Here is an 18,676-nt window from a genome sequence, read left to right as displayed (position 1 = left end):
CACAATCCGGCCTGCCTTGTCAATAGGTCAGCGCAGCACCAAAATAGCTTCCGTGTCGCTGCCGCCGGTGTGGCGCACCCTTGTACCGGCCTGCGCAAGCTCTGCGCAGGCCGCCGTCAGCTCGGCGGTGATGGTCTCGCCGGGGGCAACCAGCGGCACGCCGGGCGGGTAAGCCCAAAGGTATTCAGCCGCGGTCTGCCCCACGGCGTCCCGCAGGGGCACGGTGTGCGCGGGGCGCAGCAGCGCTTCGCCAATTGTGCACCGCGCCGCGCCGGGGGCGGGCAAGATATGCGCGGGGGCGGCGGGCGGCGTTGCGGTTTCGTCCCATGCGTTCAGCACGTCTGCCAGACGCTCCAGCGCGTCGGCATCGTCGCTGGGGCTGGTCATTGCCAGCACGTTCGGGCCGCAGACCATCTCCGGTTCAAAGCCGTTCCGGCGCAGATACGCCGCCCCGGCCGCGCCAATCTGCAGCAGAATTTTGCCGCTGTCATACGCAAAAAAGTCCGGGTGCGGGGCATCGCTGCCGTAGCACAGCACTTTTATGTTCTTAAATTTCCGCGCCGCCTCGTCAAACACCGTCAGGCGGCTGCGCCACGCGGCAAAGGCCTGCGGCCCCTGCTCCGCCAGCCACCGGGTGCAGCCGTCCAGACTGACCAGCAGCGGGTAGCTCGGCGAGCTCGTCTCAAACACATCGAGCTGGCGCTCGACCTCGGCGGGGTCCGCCAGATCGCCGTTCAGCTGCAAAAAGGCGGTCTGGGTCAGGCTGGGCAGCGTCTTATGGGCGCTTTGCACCACCAAGTCCGCCCCGGCCTGCACCGCGCCGCCCTGCCAGCCGTACTGCGCGGCAAAGGGCAGATAGTGCGCGCCGTGGGCCTCGTCCACCAGCACCGGCACGCCGCGGGCGTGGCAGAGCTGCACAATGGACGCTATATCGCTCAGAACGCCCTCATAGGTCGGGCTGGTCAGAATCACGCACCGCGCTTCGGGCGCGGCGTCCAGCGCGGCGGCCACATCGGCGGGGCGCACACTGCCGTAGACGCCGAACTGTGCATCGACCGGCGGCGTCAGCCAGTGGGCCGTCAGGCGGCCCAGCTCAAGGGCATGGTAGACGGCCTTGTGGCAGTTGCGCGCCGCAATGACCGTGCTGCCGAAGGGTGCCAGCGCACGGATACCCGCCAGCAGACCGACCGTGGAGCCGCCTACCAGATACCAGCACCGCCGAGCCCCGTACAGCGCCGCCGTGCGCGCCATGGCCGCGGCAAGGATGCCGTCCGCATCGTGCAAATCGTCCGCGCCGTCAATCTCGGTCATATCCCACGCATAGCAGTCCAGCCCCTGTGCGGGCGGCTGGCGGCGCTTGTGCCCCGGCATATGCAGCGGGTAGCGGGCCGCGGAGAGGGCCTCTAATTCTTGCTGCAGCGTTGATTTCACATTCATCATTTACGAAATCTCTATCTCTGCCTTGCTGCCCGCCCGCGTCTTGGTCACATGAATCTGCCGCGTCAGGCGGTCCTGCAGTGCCTCCACGTGGGAAATCACACCGATGAGCTTATCCCCACCGGCCAGCCCGGCCAGCGTGTCCACAGCCTTTTCCAGGCTGTCGGCGTCCAGCGAGCCAAAGCCCTCGTCAATAAAGAGCGTCTCGATGACCACGCCGCCCGCGTTCTGCTGAATCGTGTCGCTTATGCCCAGCGCCAGGCTCAGCGCGGCCATAAAGCTCTCGCCGCCGGACAGACTGCCCACCGGGCGGGTCTTGCCGGTGTAGGCGTCAAAGACGTCCAGATCCAGCGCGGTCTTGCCGCCCACGGCTTCGCTCTTGCGGCGCTGCAGGCGGTACTGGCCGTCCGTCATGCGGGTGAAACGCAGGTTGGCAGCCTCGACCACACCATCAAAATAGAACGCCTGTACGTACTGTTCAAAGGGCAGCTTGATTTTTCCGGTCAGGTTGCCGTTGATGGTTTTGGAAAGGTTATCCCACATAGCGCGCTTTTCGCGGGCGGCGGCGCTGGCCTTCATCGCCTTCTGCAGCGCTTCCAGCGCGGCGCGGTTTGTGTGCAGGCGGTGCACGGCGGCATCGCGGGCCGTCATGGCCGCGGCGCGGTCGCGGCGCAGGCGCGCCAGTGCATCCTGCAGCTGGGCCAGCGCGTCAGGGTTGTCCCGCTTGGGCATCGTTTCCTGCATCTGCTGCACACGGGCCGTGGCTGCGGCGTGGCCCGCCTTAGCGTTGGCGGCGCGGCGGTTGGCCGCAAAGCTCTGCTTATCCAAATCGGCCAGCTGGCTGCTCAACAGCTCCGCCTGTCGGGCAAGGCTCTTGGCGCGGTCGGTCTTTTGCTTCAGCTTCAGATGGTCGGCCTGCAGGCCGCGCAGCCCCTCGGTCAGGCTCTCCTGCTGGGTCGTCAGGGCGGTCTTCAGCTCGTCCGCGGTCAGTTCGGCGGCGGGTTTGCCGGTGTAGCGGTCGCCGCGCCGGGCGAAAAATCCATCTGCGTCCCGCTGCAAGGCGGTGCGCAGCTCATGTGCGTGGGCGGCGGCGTCACCGGCGGTGCGGCTGGCGGCGGCGGTGCTGCGACGCTGGGCCGTCAGCTCCTTTTCGCGCTCCTCCAGCTGCTTTTCGGTGATGTGGCCCTTGGGCAACGCCGCAATCTTGGGGTGCCGGGTGGAGCCGCAGACCGGGCATGGCTTGCCCTTTTCCAGCTCTCTGGCCAGCAATCCGGCGCGGTTGGCGTTCAGCTGGCGCTGCATCGTGCTGTATTCTTCCTCAGCCGCGTCCAGCGCGGCCTGCGCGGCCACATACTCCTTCTGGCGGGCGGCGGCGGCCTGCTCGGCCCGGTCGGCATCGGTCAGGCTCTGCAAAAGCTGCTTGCAGTCAGCCGAAAGCCCCTCCGCCAGCTCAATGCGGTGGTCGGTTTTCAGCAAATCGGCCTCGGCCTGGCTCAGCGCGGCGCGGTCGGCCTCGTTTTTGGCAATGCCCTCCTTCACGTTCGCCGTGCGCTTTTCCAAATCGGTCATAATGATGTCGGTCTGGTGCGCCACATCGGCGGCGCGCTGCTCCTCGGCAATCAGTGCGGCCAGCTGGCGGCGGCGGGCGGCGCGCTCCTCGGCAATTTTCAGTCCGGCGTCACCGCGGGCAATCTTCTCGTCCAGCTCCTGCATCACGCCGGTCTCACGCTTCTCGTTGGCCTCATCGGCCTGCAGCAGCAGCCCGGCCAGCTCGGCAGCGGCACCGGCGGCAAAGGGGTCGCGCTCGGCCTGTATTTCCTTCAGGTCTGCGGCGGTCGTCTCGTCCGCGCCCTCGCCCAGCAGTGCGCCCACGTGCATCAAAAGTACATCATCCAGACGTTTACATTCCTCGTCCGCCTTGCGGGCGTGCTCCTGCGCGGCCTGTCCCAGACGCTGGTGGTCTGCCGTGTCAAAAATGCGGCGCAGGATAGCGGCACGCTCGGCGGAGGGCGCGTTGAGCAGCTTGGTAAAATCGTTCTGCGCCAGCATCGACACCTGTGCAAACTGCTTGGCGTCAATGCCCAGCAGCTTGACCACTGCATCGGTCACGGCAGAGGCACCGCTGACGGGCTCGTCCGGCTCACGGATGAGCTCAGCCTTGGCGGGCACCTTGACCATACCGCTGCCGCGCTTGGCGGCACGCTGCTGGTCGGGCCAGCGGCGCACGGTGTAGGTGCGCCCGCGGTGGGTAAAGGTCAGCTCCACCGAAGTTTCCACGTCCGGCGCCGCAAAATCGCTGCGCAGCATCGTTGTTTTTCGGTTCTCGCCGGAAGCCTCGCCATAGAGGGCGAAGGTGATGGCATCAAACAGGGCAGTCTTGCCCGCGCCGGTATCGCCGCCAATAAGGAACAGCCCATTGCCGCCGAAGGCTGCAAAGTCCAGCTCGGTGTGCGCGGCATAAGGGCCGAAGGCGTTCAGAATCAGCTTCTGGGGTTTCATTCTGTTTTCGACGCCTCCTCGCGCAATTTTTTCACAGCCAGCACTTCCTCGGTGGTCAGCGGCCGGCCGTTCATCTTGGTGAAAAAGTCCTGGAACAGCTCGGCAAAGGGCTTGCCCTTCACGGCCTGGGTCATCTCGGCAGGCAGGGCCGCCGCGCCGCGGGGCTGGTAGTCCAGCCGCATGGCGTTGGGGTAGGCGGCACGCAGCTGCGCCATCGCGTCAGGCAGCGGCGTGGGGTCGGTCAGGGTGGCCCAGATGTAATCCTCGGTGTCGGTGGGGTGCTCCACCAGCTTGGCCAGCGGGCCGGTCAGGTGGCGCATAGCGCGGCGCGGCGTCAGCGGCAGTTGGTCGATTTTCTCCACACCGCGCTTGCCAAGGCGCACAAGGGTGACGGATTTTTGCAGCCCGCACTCGTCCAGATGGTAACACAGCGGCGCACCCGCGTAACGCACCGCGTCAATGCCGACGCGCTGGGCGCGGTGGATGTGCCCCAGCGCCGCATAGCAGAAGCCCGCAAACCGCGAAGCATCGACAGAATCCACCGTGCCGACCGTCAGGGGTGCGGTCTCGCTGCCCGCCAGTTGGGGCGGGCACACGCCGGAAACCACCATCTGGTGGGCCACCAGCACGCGGCGCGGGGCGGCGGGCTCACAGACGGCCAGCGCCGCGCCGACAGCGGAATCGTAGTCGGTGATTTCGGCCTCCGGCAGATAGTGGCGCACCGTGGCGGCCCGCACAAAGGGCAGCAGCGTGAACTCGACCGGGCCGAACCGGTCATACAGCACCACCTGACGCGGGCAGCCGGTGAAACGCCCGGCAATGTGTACACCCTGCCCGGCCAGCAGGCCGCTGGCAAAGTCGAGGCGCTCGGCGCTGTCATGGTTGCCGGACACCGCCAGCACCGGGATTTTGCGCGCGGAGAGCTGGGTCAGAAACCAGTCCAGCAGCGTGCAGGCCGCGGCGGGCGGCACCGGGGTATCATAGATGTCACCGGCCAGAAGGACGGCTTCTACGCCGTGTTTTTCACATAGGCTAAGGATTTGTTCAAGAATAAACCGCTGATCCTCCAGCATATCAAACCCGTTGACCCGTTTGCCAAGGTGCAGGTCAGCCAAGTGCAGAAATTTCATGTTGTATCTCCAGATTGTATGGTTGCGGTTGCGCGGAAACGGTCTACCACGCAAGGTTGGCCCTAATCAATCACCTTCGGTGACAGCTTCCCGCGGACGCGGAGGGGTCAAGACCCCTCCCTACAAAGCCGATGGTGAACAGAAGCCGCCCTGCAGCGTATTTACCGCCACAGCTTCTCCCACGTGGTAATGTCCAGTGTGGTGCCGGGCAGGACCTCCATCGGGGCGGTTTCGGCCTTGCGGAAGCGGCACTTTTTGGCAAAGCCCTCGGCCTTTAGGTCGCGGGCCCAGATGCGCATATACAAGCGGCTGCGGCCATCACCCTCGGCCAGCTTCTGGGCGTAGGCCACGATACTGCGTCCGATGCCCTGCCCGCGTGCCTTCTCCTTGAGGAAAAGGCGGCTCAGGCACATAGCGCCCGCGGGGCCCAGGTCCAGCGCAAAATAGCCCACCGGCTCGGTGCCGAGGTAGATCAAAAAGTAGTTGATGACGCCGCTGTGGATTTCATCATCGGTCAGAATATCGCTCTGGTACTTGTCGGCCAGTGCGGCGGCCACCTTCGGGGTCAGCTTGGTGTAATGCTGGACAAAAATTTCCTGCGCCAGCTCTGCTACAAGCTGCACATAGCGGGTTTTGGTCACTTGCTTGAATGTCGGGTTCATGGGGACTCCTTTTTTAAATAATAGAGAATAAATAATAAATAATAAATTTGGTGGTGTTTTCTCCCTGCGGTCGAAAACAAAAAAACTGGCGCATATTTATTATTTATTATTTCTTATTTTTTATTTATTCTACGGTCAGGCTGGCTTGGGCGGGCATACAGGCGGCCCAGTCGCCCTCGTTTTTCAGCACGCCGAAGCGCTCACAGGTGTGGTCGGGGCATGGGCTGTCCACAAAGGCAATGCCGCCGTTTTCCACGTGCAGATGGATGGTGTACAGCCCGGTATCCACATCGTAGTCGGCGTTGCGGCGCAGGTCGATGCGCTGCTCCACCTGCTGGTCGCCGTAGCGCAGCACGGCGGTGTGCCCGGTGCCGCCGGTGCGCGTGGCCAGCCAAAGCACCGCGGCCACGGCCAGAATCACCGCGATAAACAATAGATTTTTCTTTTTATCCGTCATACCTTGTCAAATTCCAGTTCCTCGGTCAGGCCATCGTAACCGGCCACGGCATGGGGGCAGGCGGCGCGGGCCGCGTCCAACCCCGGCGCGGTGTCGGTCACAGCGGCGCTATAATGGGTCAGCCACAGGCGGCGCACATGGGCGGCCGCAGCCAGCGCCCCCACCTCGCGGCAGGTGGAATGGCCGTAGAGCTTTGCCTTGGGCAAATCCACATCCTCGGCGTAGGTGGCGTCCATGCAGAGTAGGTCAGCGCTTTCGGCGGCGGCCTGCAGCGCCGGGCAGGGGCGGGTGTCGGTGGCGTAGACCACCTTCAGGCCGCGGCGCGGCGCACCCAGCACCTGCTCGGGCGCAAACCCGCCGATGCTCTCGCCCCTTTGCAGCACGGACCAGTATTCCAGCGGGATGCCCGCCGCTTTTGCCCGCGCCGCATCGAATTTCCCTGCGCGGGGCAGATCCAGCACATAGCCCTGGCATGGCACGCGGTGTTTCAATGGGACAGGCGTGATTTTCAGCGTATCCACGGCAAAAGTGCCGTCTATCGCCTGCCAGCGCACCGGGTATGGCTGCGCCCCGGCCAGCGCCATGACAGCCTGCGCCACCGGCTCTATGCCGCGGGGGCCGTAAATCGTCAGCGGCTCGGTGCGGTTCAGGCTGCCCAGTGTCTGCAAAAGCCCCGGCAGACCCAGAATATGGTCGCCGTGGTAGTGGGTCAGCAGCACAGCCGAAAGCCGGTACGCGCTCACGCCGTACCGCCGCAGGCCAACCTGTGTGCCCTCGCCGCAGTCCAGCAGCACGCTGCGCCCGCCCACCGTCACAGCGGCTGCGGCCAGCGCGCGCTCCGGCAGGGGCTGTGTGCCCCCTGTGCCCAAAAGCGTCACTTTCAGCAAGCTGTTCACCTCTTTTCAACACTCTCCCATTATTATGCGTATTATAGCACAGTCTGCGATTTTTCGCAAATTTTTGAAACGCTTGCCCTGTTTTTATCGTATAATCTTAGTGAAAGGGGGCAACGCCTATGACAGAGCATGAGCTGGACAAGCTGCTGCAGGAATACGGCGGCGCGGTGCGGGCCGTATGCCGGGCCATTCTGCCCGGCCACCCGCAGGACGCCGAGGAAGCCGAGGCAGACACCTTTTACAAGCTATGGCGCGGCGCCGGACTGCCCGCAGGCCCCGCGCACCGGCGGCGGCTGGTGGTGCTGACTGCACGGCAGTGCGCCATTGACCGCTACCGCGCCCTGCTGCGCCGCGGCGAGACACTGCCGCTGGACGACCGGGACGATGCCGAACTGGCCGTGGCGCTGGAAAGCACGCTGGAAAGCCGGGAGCTGATAGCGCAGATTATGGCTCTGCCGCCGCCGGATGGGGAGCTTTTCCTGCGCCGGTACCTGTACGGCGAGACCGCCGCCCAGCTGGGGGCCGCGTTCGATATGCCCGCCGCCACCGTGCGCACCCGGCTGCACCGGGCGCGGCTGGCCCTGCAAAAGCTATTGAAGGAGGTTTGACCTATGACCGAACTGGAACGTTGGATGAACGACCACCCGCCGCTTTCCGAGCCGCTGACGGCGCAGGAAACTGCGGCACTGCGTGAAAAAGTGCTGGCACGCCGCCCCAAGTTGCGCGTGGTGCGCGGCTGGCGGGTCGCCATCGCCGCCGCGGCGCTCTGCCTTGTGGCGGCGGGGGCCGTGGTGCTGGGCTTCTTCCAGCCGATGAGCACCGCGAACGAAGCAAACGCCCTTGTGCAGAAGTACGGCGAAGTGCTGGATGCGCCGCTGACCGCCGAAATCAGCGGGCATACGGTCAGCGTGAAGGCGCTGCTGCGCGGGCAGTATACCCTGCGGATACTCTACGATGTGGACAACGCGCAGGGGATGGAACCCGATGACTTAGTGTGGGACACCGCGAATTTCACCCTGTACAAGCCCGAAACCGCCAGCGAAAAAAAGTGGGACTACGGTGCACGCAACGCCGATGTCGGGCCGATCAGCGGCTATGCCGTCGGCCCGTGGGATGGCCGTTATGAAGCAAGCGAGAACGACACGCTATCCTGCTTTGTGGATATACCTCTTTTGCACGAGAAAAGCAACAATCGAACACTGTATATCGGCGACCTGACAAACTACAGCGCCAAGGCAAGCGTAAAAATCACGCTGCCCGACGCCCCCACGACGCTGACGGTGGATGTGGACAAAACCATTGCGCTGAAGGGCGGCCACTGGTTCCACGCCGACCTGACCGACGAGGAAGCCAAGGCATACCCCGACGCGACGTTTGATATTCAGCAGATCCGCGTGGAACCGCTGGCGGTCAGCGTCCGTGGCATGAACCACGGCAGTCTGCCGCTGGGCGGGACCTCGCGATACGATGTGCAGTCCCGCGTGAAGCTGTTCCGCGCCGACGGCACCGAGTTGACCTACGGCTGGAACGGGAAGTTTTACAAGGGGGGCTACTATGGCCGCGAGAGCAGCAGCTCCGGCCTGATGACGCTGCGGGTAGACAGCTACGATTTGATTGACCCCGCCGCCATTGCCTATGTCGAGATTGACGGCGAACGCTTTGCGGTGGAATAACCGGGAAAGGACAGTTGCGGGAAACCACCGGGCCGGGCATACCCGGCCCCTACAGGGTAACCGTTGATGGGCAATCCGTAGGGCGGGGTGCCCCCACCCCGCCGCCGTTTGCGGGCATATGCCGTTCCCGGTACCGTAGGGGGCGGCGTCCCCGACGCCCCGCGGGGGCAAGCCCCCTCACAGAAACAAAAGCCAAAAAAGCGCCCCCGCGTGGCAGGAAGCCATGCGGGGGCGTTATAGTATTTTCAGCCGATTAGCCGAACATATTGATCAGGATACCGGCAGCAACTGCGGAGCCGATAACACCGGCAACGTTGGGGCCCATGGCGTGCATGAGCAGATAGTTGCGGGGGTTGTACTCCTGGCCGACCTTCTGGGAAACGCGGGCGGCCATAGGCACAGCGGAAACACCGGCGGAACCAATCAGCGGGTTGATCTTGCCGTGGGTGACAACGCACATAATCTTGCCCAGGATAACGCCGCCAGCGGTGCCGACACCGAAGGCAACGATGCCCAGAACGATAATCTCAACGGTCTGGATGTTCAGGAAGGTGGCGGCGTTGGTGGTGCAGCCAACAGAGAAGCCGAGGAAGATGGTGATGATGTTCATCAGCTCATTGCCGGCGGTCTTGGTGATACGCTCGACAACGCCGGACTCCTTCATCAGGTTGCCCATCATCAGGCAGCCGACCAGAATGGCGGCATCAGGCAGGGTCAGGGCAACAATGATGGTGACGATGATAGGGAACAGAATCTTCTCGGTCTTGGAGACACGGCGGGGCGCAGTCATAACGATCTGGCGCTCCTTCTCGGTGGTCAGGGCCTTCATGATAGGCGGCTGGATAACAGGCACCAGCGCCATATAGCAGTACGCGGCAACCGCGATGGAGCCCAGCAGATGCGGGGCCAGTTTGGTGGTAACGTAGATAGCGGTCGGGCCATCCGCACCGCCGATGATGCCGATAGCGCCGGCCTCCTGGTTGGTGAAGCCCAGAATCTTAGCGCCGACAAAGGTGAAGAAGATACCCAGCTGTGCGGCAGCGCCCAGCAGCAGGCTGGACGGGCGGGCAATCAGCGGCTCAAAGTCGGTCATGGTACCGATGCCGAGGAAAATCAGCGGCGGATAGATGCCGAGCTTAACGCCCAGATAGATGTAGTCGACCATACCGCCGGAGGAGCCGAGCAGCGCCCAGTCGATGTGGTTCGTCTCGTTGATGAAGATGTTCATATGGAAGATGCCATCCAGCGGCAGGTTGGTCATCAGCATACCGAAGCCGATGGGCAGCAGCAGCAGAGGCTCAAACTGCTTGACAATGGCCAGATACAGCAGCACGCAGGCCACTGCAATCATGACGGCGTACTTCCAGCCGCCCTCTGCAAAGAAAATCTGCGCCCAGCCGGACTTGGCGAAGATTTCCGCAATATTGGTAAAAATAGCACCCATTGCCGTACCTCCTTACATAAAGGGCGTGGTGTGTTCACGCACGCCTGCTTCACCCCAGGCACCGCGGCGGGAACCGGCAGCGGGCTTGGTGATGCGCTTGATGCCGCGGATGACGGCATTGCTGCCCATTACCTCGGCCACAGCAGCGGAGATTGCGGCGATAATCTCACCGGGGATAGCGCCGTTGTCAGCCTTGGCCACCGGGGCGGCGGGCTTTGCGGCAGGAGCTGCCTTGGCAGCCGGGGCCTTGGGTGCTGCAGGCTTATTGTTTTTCTTATTGTTGAGAGCGTCGAAAATCTTGCCTTCCAGCGTGATAATGAGGCACAGGGCCACCAGCATCGCGAAAACCAGCGTAATACTGGTAAGAACAACGGTGCCGTCGCGGGCTTCCAAGGCAAGCAGAGCTAGGTTGGGCATGGATGATCCTCCTTATGATTGGTAAGCAGCCTTTGGAAAAAGGCCATTTGATGATATTATAGCACAAAGAAAAATTTTTGGGTAGATTTTTTTACAAAAAAATGAATAAATTTAGGGAAATGTACGGTTTGGCAAAAACAACGCCCGGGCACCGCAATCTGCACAATTCCGGCGCGGCGGTTTCGGGCATTTGTGTAGCAGCTTCCACAAAAGTGAACAAAATGTTAACTTACCCTCTTGACCTGCGCGTTTTGCTGTGGTAGCATAAGCTCAACGAAGGAACGGCAAAGGCGCCGGGCAGAAGTAATTTCTGCCCGGCGCTTTTCTTGTTTCTATCGCATTGATGAGAGAGGGGTTTCAAGGTATGTACAACTCAGCAGACGTTACATGGACATTGGTTGCGGCGTTCCTCGTGTTCTTTATGCAGGCAGGCTTTGCTTTGTGCGAAGCTGGCCTTACCCGCGCAAAGAACACCGGCAATATTCTGATGAAGAATATGATGGATTTTTGTATCGGCACACCCTGCTACTGGATTGTAGGCTTCGGCATTATGTTCGCCGGCTCGGGCGCACTCATCGGCGGGTTTGACCCGTTCATCCGCGGCAGTTATGATTTCGGCACGCTGCCGGTCTGGGTCTACGCGGTGTTCCAGACGGTGTTCTGTGCCACCGCCGCCACCATTGTCTCCGGCTCTATGGCCGAGCGCACGAAGTTCAGCGCCTACTGCTGCTACTCCGCCGCCATCAGCCTGATCGTCTACCCCATTTCCGGCCACTGGATCTGGGGCGGCGGCTGGCTGGCCCAGCTGGGCTTCCATGATTTCGCAGGCTCCACGGCCGTCCACTTTGTCGGCGGCGTCACGGCCTGCCTCGGCGCGTGGATGCTTGGCCCGCGCATCGGCAAGTACAACAAAGCGGGCACGCCGCGGGCCATCCCCGGCCACAACCTGACCGCCATGGCGCTGGGCGTCTTTATCCTGTGGTTCTGCTGGTTCGGCTTCAACGGCGGCTCCACCGTCAGCATGACCGGCGATGACACGATGGTTTCCGCGGGTCTGATTTGCTTCAACACCAACCTTGCCGCCGCGCTGGCCACCGTTGCCGCGCTGATTGTCAGCTGGGTGCGCTACGGCAAGCCCGATGTTTCGCTCACCTTCAACGGCGCACTGGCGGGCCTTGTGGCCATCACCGCAGGCTGCGATTTGGTTGACCCCTTCGGCGCAGCCATCATCGGCATCGTGGCCGGTGTGCTCTGCATCTTCTCGGTGGAGTTCTTTGACAAGATTGCCAAGATTGACGACCCTGTCGGTGCGGTTTCGGTGCACTGCGTGAACGGTGCCTGGGGCACCATCGCCGTGGGTCTGTTCGCCACCGAAGGCGGCCTGTTCTACGGCGGCGGCCTTGCCAAGCTGGGCCTGCAGCTGCTGGGCGTTGTCAGCGTGGCCGCGTGGGTGCTGGTGACGATGTTCCTCATCTTTACCATCATCAAAAAGACCATCGGCCTGCGTGTCTCTGAGAAGGAGGAGCTGGATGGTCTGGACATTCACGAGCACGGCCTGACCAGCGCCTACGCGGGCTTTGCCATTAGCGATGCCACCTATGCTGAGCTGGACGCCAACGAGAACACCGACCTCGGCGAGGATGATGTCACCAAGGCCAGCCCCGAGAAGGTTGCCGCAGCGGTCAAGGTTGTCAAGGAGTCTCCGCTGCCCGCTGAGCTGGATTCCGGTATGCACAAGGTTTCCATCATTGTGCAGCTGGCCAAGTTTGAGGCGCTCAAGCGCGCCCTGAACGAGATTGGCGTAACCGGTATGACCGTCACGCAGGTGATGGGCTGCGGCCTGCAGAAGGGCAGTGGCGAGAAGTACCGCGGCGCCGAGGTAGACGCCACCCTGCTGCCGAAGGTCAAGGTCGAGGTTGTGGTCAGCAAGATTCCGGTGGAAAAAATCATCGAGACGGCCACCAGGACCCTGTACACCGGCCACATCGGCGACGGCAAGATTTTTGTGTACAACGTTGCCAAGGTTGTCAAGGTCCGCACCGGCGAGCAGGATTACGCCGCCCTGCAGGATGTTGAATAAGCGTTTCTCTATTATATATAAGGTATAAAGGTCAGTAAAGCCCCTTCCGTCTGGAAACGGAAGGGGCTTGGTTTGTTATATGGTTATATGGTTATATGCCATTTCCGGAAGTAGCGCAGTTGGGGCGGGGCTCTGCTCCACCCGCGGCGGCTATCCGGTAAATGCTGCTTGCGGGAAACCGCCGGGCGGTATATATGCCGCCCCTACGAACCAGCGGATGATTTGCGGCATTTGGTGGTAAACAGCGGAGGGGTCAAGCCCCTTCCCTACAGGCTCCCAAAAAAGCCTTCCCCTTGGGGGGAAGGTGGCCCCGCAGGGCCGGATAAGGGGGAGGCTGCCAGCCAGCAGCCGTTTGCCTGTAACGCAGGGGCATCACTTTCCTCTCGCGCTCTGGATATACTGCCGCGGGGTCTGGTTGTACTCCGCACGGAAGGCGCGGTAAAAGTTCGCATAATCGCCGAAGCCGCAATACTGGCAGACCTCGTTCGGGGGCACGCCGCCGGCCAGCAGCTGCTTGGCGTTCAGCAGGCGCTTTTGCAAAATATAGCGATGTACCGTTGTTCCAACCTGTGCATCAAACTTGCGCAGCAGATGGTACTTGCTGATAAAAAACTTCTCCGAGAGCTGGTCCAGCGTCAGCGTCTCGCTGTAGTGCTCGTTGATGTAATGCAGCACCGCATCGACCACCTGGTCACTGGTGCCGATGGGCCGCGCATCCCCGCGGTCGGCGGCGGCGCGGTTCAGCCCCACCAGCAGCTCCACCAGCGCGCTCTGGGCCAAAAGGTCGCTGCCGTAGTCCTTGTTCGCCTTCAGGGCGCACAGCCGGTCCACCGTTGTGCGCAGCGGTGCGCCGGTCGCCCCCGGCAGGCGCAGCAGGTTCGTGTGGCCGGGGACGGTCGTATCAAAGCAGCGGGTCAGACTTGTGCGTGGAGTCGACAAATTTTCCAGAAACGGCCGGGCAATCCAGAGCACAATGCGCTCGTAGGCATCGGCATCGGTGGCAATGCGGGCCTGATGCAGCTCCAGCGGGCTGCACAGCATCCAGTCACCAGGGCGCACGCGGTAGAGCTGGTTCTCAACAATGTACTCCACCCGCCCGCGCAGCAGCAGATAGATTTCATAAAAGTCATGATGATGCAGCTCCACCTCGTTCATATAGGTGGACCGATAGCGGTAGACCTCATAGTCCGGCTCTATCATTGTCTGGCGTTTGGTGTAGGGGTTGTAATTGGACATAGTTTTTTCTCCCAAAAGTCCATTTTTTACGATACTTCGATTTTACCGCAATTTTCGCAATTTTTCAAGCAACATGGGTCATTTTCTTGCAAAAAGTTCGGATGTATACTATAACCATCGCGGGTGGTATCTGACCACCCCATACAGCAACAAAACATAAAGGAGCAAATCATTATGCAGATGAATTCTTCTTCTATTGTCAACCAGAAGGCGGAGTGGGAGAAGCTGGGCGTCAAGCTGCCCGCTTTTGACCACGCGGCCATGACTGCCGCCACCAAGGAGCATCCCATCTGGGTACACTTCGGCGCTGGCAACATCTTCCGCGGCTTCATCGCCGCCCTGCAGCAGCGCCTGCTGAACGAGGGGCTGGCTGACCGCGGCATCATCGCGGCCGACACCTTCGACTATGACATCATCGACAAGATTTACACCCCCTATGACAATCTGACGATGAACGTCACCCTGAACCCGGACGGCACCACCAGCCGTGAGATTATCGGCTCTGTGGCCGAGGGTCTGCGCGCCAACTCCGCCGATGCCGAGATGATGGCCCGCTTCAAGCAGATTTTCACCGACCCCAGCCTGCAGATGATTTCCTTCACCATCACCGAGAAGGGCTACGCACTGTACCGTCCGGACGGCAGCCTGATGCCCGTTGTGCAGGCCGACATTGACGAGGGCCCCGCCCACGCCCGCCACGCTATGAGCATGGTCGCCGCCCTGCTGCTGGAGCGTTTCCAGAACGGTGCTTACCCTCTGGCAGTTGTCAGCATGGACAACTGCTCTCACAACGGCGAGAAGCTGCAGACCAGCGTTATGACCGTTGCCAAGGCATGGCTGGAGAAGGGCTTTGTCGGCCAGGACTTCATCGACTACCTGTCTGACGAGAGCAAGATTACCTTCCCCTGGTCCATGATTGACAAGATTACCCCGCGCCCCCACAAGATTGTTGAGGAGTCTCTGGAGAAGGACGGCATTGAGGGTATGACCCCCATCGTCACCTCCAAGAACACCTTCATTGCGGCCTTCGTCAACGCCGAGCGCCCGCAGTATCTGGTGGTTGAGGACAAGTTCCCCAACGGCCGCCCTGCTCTGGAGAAGGCCGGCGTCTATATGACCGACCGCGAGACCGTCAACAAGACCGAGCGCATGAAGGTCACCACCTGCCTGAACCCCCTGCACACCGCTATGAGCGTCTACGGCTGCATGCTGGGCTACGACCTGATCTGCGCCGAGATGAAGGACGAGGACATCGTTGCCCTCATCAAGCGTCTGGGCTATGTCGAGGGCCTGCCGGTCGTCGTTGACCCGAAGATTCTGGCCCCCAAGGCCTTCATTGACGAGGTCATCGAGCAGCGCCTGCCCAACCCCTTCATGCCCGACACGCCGCAGCGCATCGCAACCGATACTTCTCAGAAGGTCGGCATCCGCTTCGGCGAGACCATCAAGAGCTACATCGCCGAGGGCCGCGACCTGAACAGCCTCGTTTCCATTCCTCTGGCCATCGCCGGCTGGCTGCGCTACCTGCTGGCCATCGATGACAACGGCAATGCCTTTGAGGTTTCCGCTGACCCGCTGAAGGACGACCTGCAGGCCAAGCTCGCCGGCATCGAGTTCGGCAAGCCCGAGACTGTCACCGACCAGCTGGACGGCATCCTGTCCAACGCTTCCATCTTCGGCAGCGACCTGACCAAGACCGTTCTGGCAGACAAGATCAAGGCCTACTTCAAGGCTGAGATTGCCGGCCCCGGCGCCGTCCGCAAGACCCTGCACGAGGCTGTGAACGCCTGATTTGCCTTCTCCCCTCCGGGGGAAGGTGGCCCACAAGGGCCGGATGAGGGCAAGGCTTCCGCGTTCTGCCGTCAACGGTCAATCATCGCGGACTTTCCCCTCATCAGTCACCTCCGGTGACAGCTTCCCCCAAGAGGGAAGCCATTTAACAATAACACTTCAAACATAAAGGAGCACCATATGTCTATGAAAATGGGTTGGCGCTGGTATGGTGAGGGCAATGACCCCATCACCCTCAGCGACATTAAGCAGATTCCCGGTGTTGAGGAAATCGTCTGGGCCCTGCACAACAAGATGCCCGGCGAAATCTGGGAGGAGAACGAAATCAAAGAGGTCGTTGACCTGATTCACTCCTACGGCTTCAGCGCTACCGTTGTCGAGTCCGTCAACGTTCACGATGACATCAAGATTGGCCTGCCCACCCGCGACCAGTACATCGAGAACTACAAGCAGTGCATTCGCAATCTGTCCAAGTTCGGCGTCAAGACCATCTGCTACAACTTCATGCCCATCTTTGACTGGACCCGCACCGACCTGTTCCATCCTGTCGGCGACGGCTCCACCGCCCTGTTCTATCAGAAGGACCTGATTCAGGACGATTACAAGGGCATGGCCAACTACATTCTCGAGTTCACCGAGAAGTACAATATGACCTTCCCCGGCTGGGAGCCGGAGCGTATGGCCAAGCTGGACGAGCTGTTCAAGGCCTACGCCCCCGTCACCAAGGAGAAGCTGTGGGATAACCTGAAGTACTTCCTGGAAGCCATTATGCCCACCTGCCGCGAGTGCGACATCAAGATGGCCATTCATCAGGACGATCCCCCATGGGACATCTTCGGCCTGCCCCGCCTGCTGGTGGACGCCGAGAGCATCGACCGCTTCCTGACGATGGTTGACGATCCGTACAACTGCCTGACGCTCTGCTCCGGCAGCCTGAACGCCAACCCCAACAACAACGTGGCCGCCATTGTGCGCAAGCACTGCGACCGCATCCCGTTCGCCCACGTGCGCAACATCCACCACTTTGAGAACGGTGACTTCTCTGAGGCTGCCCACCGCGATTGCTGCGGCGAGACCGGCATCATCGAGATTCTGCGTGCCTACCACGATTGCGGCTTTGATGGCTGCATCCGTCCCGACCACGGTCGTCAGCTGTGGGAGGAGGGCCCCGGCAACTGCCGCCCCGGCTACGGCAAGTATGACCGTGCCCTCGGCGTACAGTATATGCTGGGCGTCTGGGACCTGCTGGATCGCCTCGACGAAGAGAAGAACAAATAATTCTTGCCATCCTCAAGTTGCTGTATAAAACAAAAAAGTCGCTGCCCAAAAAGCAGCGGCTTTTTTGTTTGTTCATTGTATCGCGCTTATTTTACCTCATTGACCAGCTTCTCGCCCCGGGCAAAGGCGCGCGCATTTTCCATCGTGACGATGGCAATGCTCTGCAGTGCTGTGCGCGTAAAGAACGCCTGATGGCTCGTCACCACCACATTCGGGAAGCTCATCAGGATGGGCACTACCTCATTTTTCAACACATCATCGGAGAAATCCTCAAATACTTGGCCATTCTCATCCTCGTATACGTCCAGTCCCACGCCCGCAAACTTGCGGGCCCGCAGCGCGTCAATCAGGGCGCGGGTGTCAATCAGCCCGCCGCGGCTCGTGTTGACCAGCACCGCGCTGTCCCGCATCATTTTGATGGTATCCGCGTTAATCATGTGGTGTGTTTCGGACGTCAGCGGGCAGTGCAGGCTGACCAGATCCGCGGTGCGCAGCAGCTCATCCAGCTCCACATAGCGCACAAGGCCTTCCAACGTTGGATTTTTGTACTGGTCATAAGCCAGCACCGTCATGCCGTAGCCGTGGCAGATACGGGCCATAGCCGCGCCAATACGCCCCGTGCCCACAATGCCCGCCGTGGAGCCGTACAGGTTCGAGCCCAACAGGCCGTCCAGCGCAAAATTGTTGTTGCGCACCTTGATATAGGCCTTGCAGATGCGGCGGTTCGCGGCCTGCGCCAGCGCCATGGCGTGCTCCGCCACCGCCTCCGGGCTGTAGCCCGGCACGCGCAGCACGGTGATACCGTACTGTTTGGCAGCCGCCAAATCCACGTTATTGTAGCCCGCGCAGCGCATCAGCAGGCAGCGGATACCGCCATGCGCCAGCTTTTCCAGCACCGGCGCCGAGCAGTCCGCATTGACAAAGGCGCACACCGCATCTCCGCCATGCGCCAGCGTTGCAGTATCCGCGTCCAGATTGGCCGTCAGGAATTTGATTCCGCACCCATATTCCGGGTCCGCCGCCAGCACATCAAAATAGTAGTGGTCATACTCCCGCGTGCCATAAAAAATAATTTTCATAAAATTTTCCCCCAGTCCCCTTCAGTATCTGTCTTTTACGGCTCCAGTATACCACACTAACCGCCATTTTTCCGTTGTTCGGCCAACAAATCCGCCTGTTCACTTTCTGTTTTCTCCCTGTAGGGGCGGGGCCCCGACGCCCCGCGGCCGGTTTGTTCTATATGCCGTCTCCGGTTTGCCGCGTGTTTCCGTTTGGCAAACTGCCGCACCGCGCGGGGAATCTCCCGCGGGGCCAGGGCTTTTCGATTCCCACACTCCTCTGTTCAAATATTTATTCTTCATAAAAGAAAAAGCCCAGCCTCTTTCAAGGCTGAGCTTTTTGGTGACCCGTGCGTCCATCTCCCGCGGACTAAAAAACAATCCGCAGGATTGTTTTTTGCCGCCTGCGGGCGGCCGTCCTGTTCGATTCCTCGCACGGAAGCACCAAAAAACTCCCCAGCCTAAGCTGGGGAGCATTTTTTGGTGACCCGTGCGGGAATCGAACCCACGTTAACGGCGTGAGAGGCCGCTGTCTTAACCGCTTGACCAACGGGCCATAATAAAAAAGAGAAGCCGGCATCTACCTATTTTCACAGGCCGTTTCCAGCCAACTATCTT

General features: G+C 61.2%; 15 protein-coding genes and 1 tRNA gene. 5 read left to right on the top strand and 11 right to left on the bottom strand.

The window, feature by feature from the left end; translation table 11 throughout:
- Positions 1-27 precede the first annotated feature (27 nt).
- The 6 genes from NE623_RS08980 to NE623_RS08955 form a co-directional block, all read right to left on the bottom strand.
- Positions 28-1,440 (bottom strand): aminotransferase class I/II-fold pyridoxal phosphate-dependent enzyme, encoded by a 1,413-nt coding sequence (locus NE623_RS08980; protein ID WP_256273294.1) that lies wholly within the window; start codon positions 1,438-1,440, stop codon positions 28-30.
- Complete coding sequence (locus NE623_RS08975) at positions 1,441-3,936, bottom strand: AAA family ATPase (RefSeq protein WP_256273293.1); 2,496 nt, start codon at positions 3,934-3,936, stop codon at positions 1,441-1,443.
- Positions 3,933-5,066: an exonuclease SbcCD subunit D gene (locus NE623_RS08970; RefSeq protein WP_256273292.1), complete on the bottom strand. Its 1,134-nt coding sequence runs from the start codon at positions 5,064-5,066 to the stop codon at positions 3,933-3,935. Before NE623_RS08970 ends, NE623_RS08975 begins: the two co-directional genes overlap by 4 nt.
- 161 nt (positions 5,067-5,227) lie before the next feature.
- Positions 5,228-5,728 carry a GNAT family N-acetyltransferase gene (locus NE623_RS08965; RefSeq protein ID WP_256273291.1) on the bottom strand — a complete coding sequence of 167 codons (501 nt, stop codon included), beginning with the start codon at positions 5,726-5,728 and terminating at the stop codon, positions 5,228-5,230.
- Between the two features lie 124 nt (positions 5,729-5,852).
- Positions 5,853-6,185 (bottom strand): NusG domain II-containing protein, encoded by a 333-nt coding sequence (locus tag NE623_RS08960; protein WP_256273290.1) that lies wholly within the window; start codon positions 6,183-6,185, stop codon positions 5,853-5,855.
- Positions 6,182-7,063 (bottom strand): ribonuclease Z, encoded by an 882-nt coding sequence (locus NE623_RS08955; RefSeq protein ID WP_256273312.1) that lies wholly within the window; start codon positions 7,061-7,063, stop codon positions 6,182-6,184. Before NE623_RS08955 ends, NE623_RS08960 begins: the two co-directional genes overlap by 4 nt.
- A 137-nt stretch (positions 7,064-7,200) precedes the next feature.
- On the opposite strand from NE623_RS08955, the gene NE623_RS08950 reads away from it, so the two are divergent.
- Together NE623_RS08950 and NE623_RS08945 are read left to right on the top strand one after the other, a co-directional pair.
- Positions 7,201-7,689, top strand: a complete 489-nt coding sequence (locus NE623_RS08950) for an RNA polymerase sigma factor (protein WP_256273289.1) — start codon at positions 7,201-7,203, stop codon at positions 7,687-7,689.
- 3 nt (positions 7,690-7,692) lie between these two features.
- On the top strand, positions 7,693-8,754 hold the full coding sequence (locus tag NE623_RS08945) for a hypothetical protein (RefSeq protein ID WP_256273288.1): 1,062 nt from the start codon (positions 7,693-7,695) through the stop codon (positions 8,752-8,754).
- 253 nt (positions 8,755-9,007) lie between these two features.
- Here NE623_RS08945 and NE623_RS08940 read toward each other — a convergent pair whose 3' ends face one another.
- Positions 9,008-10,198, bottom strand: coding sequence for a sodium ion-translocating decarboxylase subunit beta (locus NE623_RS08940; protein WP_256273287.1), 1,191 nt, complete (start codon positions 10,196-10,198; stop codon positions 9,008-9,010).
- Between the two features lie 12 nt (positions 10,199-10,210).
- Positions 10,211-10,615 carry an OadG family transporter subunit gene (locus tag NE623_RS08935; protein ID WP_256273286.1) on the bottom strand — a complete coding sequence of 135 codons (405 nt, stop codon included), beginning with the start codon at positions 10,613-10,615 and terminating at the stop codon, positions 10,211-10,213.
- A 364-nt stretch (positions 10,616-10,979) separates the two neighbouring features.
- Here NE623_RS08935 and NE623_RS08930 point away from each other — a divergent pair, with 364 nt between their 5' ends.
- The gene (locus tag NE623_RS08930; protein WP_256273283.1) at positions 10,980-12,695 is read left to right on the top strand and encodes an ammonium transporter; all 1,716 of its coding nucleotides are present in this window, start codon (positions 10,980-10,982) and stop codon (positions 12,693-12,695) included.
- A 372-nt stretch (positions 12,696-13,067) separates the two neighbouring features.
- Here NE623_RS08930 and NE623_RS08925 read toward each other — a convergent pair whose 3' ends face one another.
- On the bottom strand, positions 13,068-13,931 hold the full coding sequence (locus tag NE623_RS08925) for a helix-turn-helix domain-containing protein (RefSeq protein ID WP_256273282.1): 864 nt from the start codon (positions 13,929-13,931) through the stop codon (positions 13,068-13,070).
- 174 nt (positions 13,932-14,105) lie between these two features.
- Between NE623_RS08925 and NE623_RS08920 the strand changes: the two genes are divergently transcribed.
- Together NE623_RS08920 and NE623_RS08915 are read left to right on the top strand one after the other, a co-directional pair.
- Complete coding sequence (locus NE623_RS08920) at positions 14,106-15,722, top strand: mannitol dehydrogenase family protein (protein ID WP_256273281.1); 1,617 nt, start codon at positions 14,106-14,108, stop codon at positions 15,720-15,722.
- 180 nt (positions 15,723-15,902) lie between these two features.
- The gene (locus tag NE623_RS08915; protein WP_256273280.1) at positions 15,903-17,000 is read left to right on the top strand and encodes a mannonate dehydratase; all 1,098 of its coding nucleotides are present in this window, start codon (positions 15,903-15,905) and stop codon (positions 16,998-17,000) included.
- A gap of 86 nt (positions 17,001-17,086) precedes the next feature.
- Here the strand turns inward: NE623_RS08915 and NE623_RS08910 are convergent, their stop codons facing one another.
- Entirely contained in the window at positions 17,087-18,079 is a 993-nt protein-coding gene (locus NE623_RS08910; protein WP_256273278.1) for a 2-hydroxyacid dehydrogenase, read from the bottom strand.
- A 460-nt stretch (positions 18,080-18,539) separates the two neighbouring features.
- A tRNA-Glu gene (locus NE623_RS08905) sits at positions 18,540-18,614 on the bottom strand.
- Positions 18,615-18,676: the final 62 nt, after the last annotated feature.

It is taken from the genome of Gemmiger formicilis (genome assembly GCF_024462815.1).
Classification (GTDB): domain Bacteria; phylum Bacillota; class Clostridia; order Oscillospirales; family Ruminococcaceae; genus Gemmiger.
The sequence above is the reverse complement of the archived record's forward strand: the minus strand, read 5'-3'. Positions and strand labels throughout refer to the sequence as shown.

Bases quoted from the DNA above. Each gene is read 5' to 3' on its own strand.
- NE623_RS08965 (WP_256273291.1), bottom strand. From the start codon at position 5,728: ATGAACCCGACATTCAAGCAAGTGACCAAAACCCGCTATGTGCAGCTT.
- NE623_RS08950 (WP_256273289.1), top strand. From the start codon at position 7,201: ATGACAGAGCATGAGCTGGACAAGCTGCTGCAGGAATACGGCGGCGCG.
- NE623_RS08960 (WP_256273290.1), bottom strand. From the start codon at position 6,185: ATGACGGATAAAAAGAAAAATCTATTGTTTATCGCGGTGATTCTGGCC.
- NE623_RS08940 (WP_256273287.1), bottom strand. From the start codon at position 10,198: ATGGGTGCTATTTTTACCAATATTGCGGAAATCTTCGCCAAGTCCGGC.
- NE623_RS08935 (WP_256273286.1), bottom strand. From the start codon at position 10,615: ATGCCCAACCTAGCTCTGCTTGCCTTGGAAGCCCGCGACGGCACCGTT.
- NE623_RS08920 (WP_256273281.1), top strand. From the start codon at position 14,106: ATGCAGATGAATTCTTCTTCTATTGTCAACCAGAAGGCGGAGTGGGAG.
- NE623_RS08975 (WP_256273293.1), bottom strand. From the start codon at position 3,936: ATGAAACCCCAGAAGCTGATTCTGAACGCCTTCGGCCCTTATGCCGCG.
- NE623_RS08970 (WP_256273292.1), bottom strand. From the start codon at position 5,066: ATGAAATTTCTGCACTTGGCTGACCTGCACCTTGGCAAACGGGTCAAC.
- NE623_RS08915 (WP_256273280.1), top strand. From the start codon at position 15,903: ATGTCTATGAAAATGGGTTGGCGCTGGTATGGTGAGGGCAATGACCCC.
- NE623_RS08930 (WP_256273283.1), top strand. From the start codon at position 10,980: ATGTACAACTCAGCAGACGTTACATGGACATTGGTTGCGGCGTTCCTC.
- NE623_RS08945 (WP_256273288.1), top strand. From the start codon at position 7,693: ATGACCGAACTGGAACGTTGGATGAACGACCACCCGCCGCTTTCCGAG.
- NE623_RS08910 (WP_256273278.1), bottom strand. From the start codon at position 18,079: ATGAAAATTATTTTTTATGGCACGCGGGAGTATGACCACTACTATTTT.
- NE623_RS08980 (WP_256273294.1), bottom strand. From the start codon at position 1,440: ATGATGAATGTGAAATCAACGCTGCAGCAAGAATTAGAGGCCCTCTCC.
- NE623_RS08925 (WP_256273282.1), bottom strand. From the start codon at position 13,931: ATGTCCAATTACAACCCCTACACCAAACGCCAGACAATGATAGAGCCG.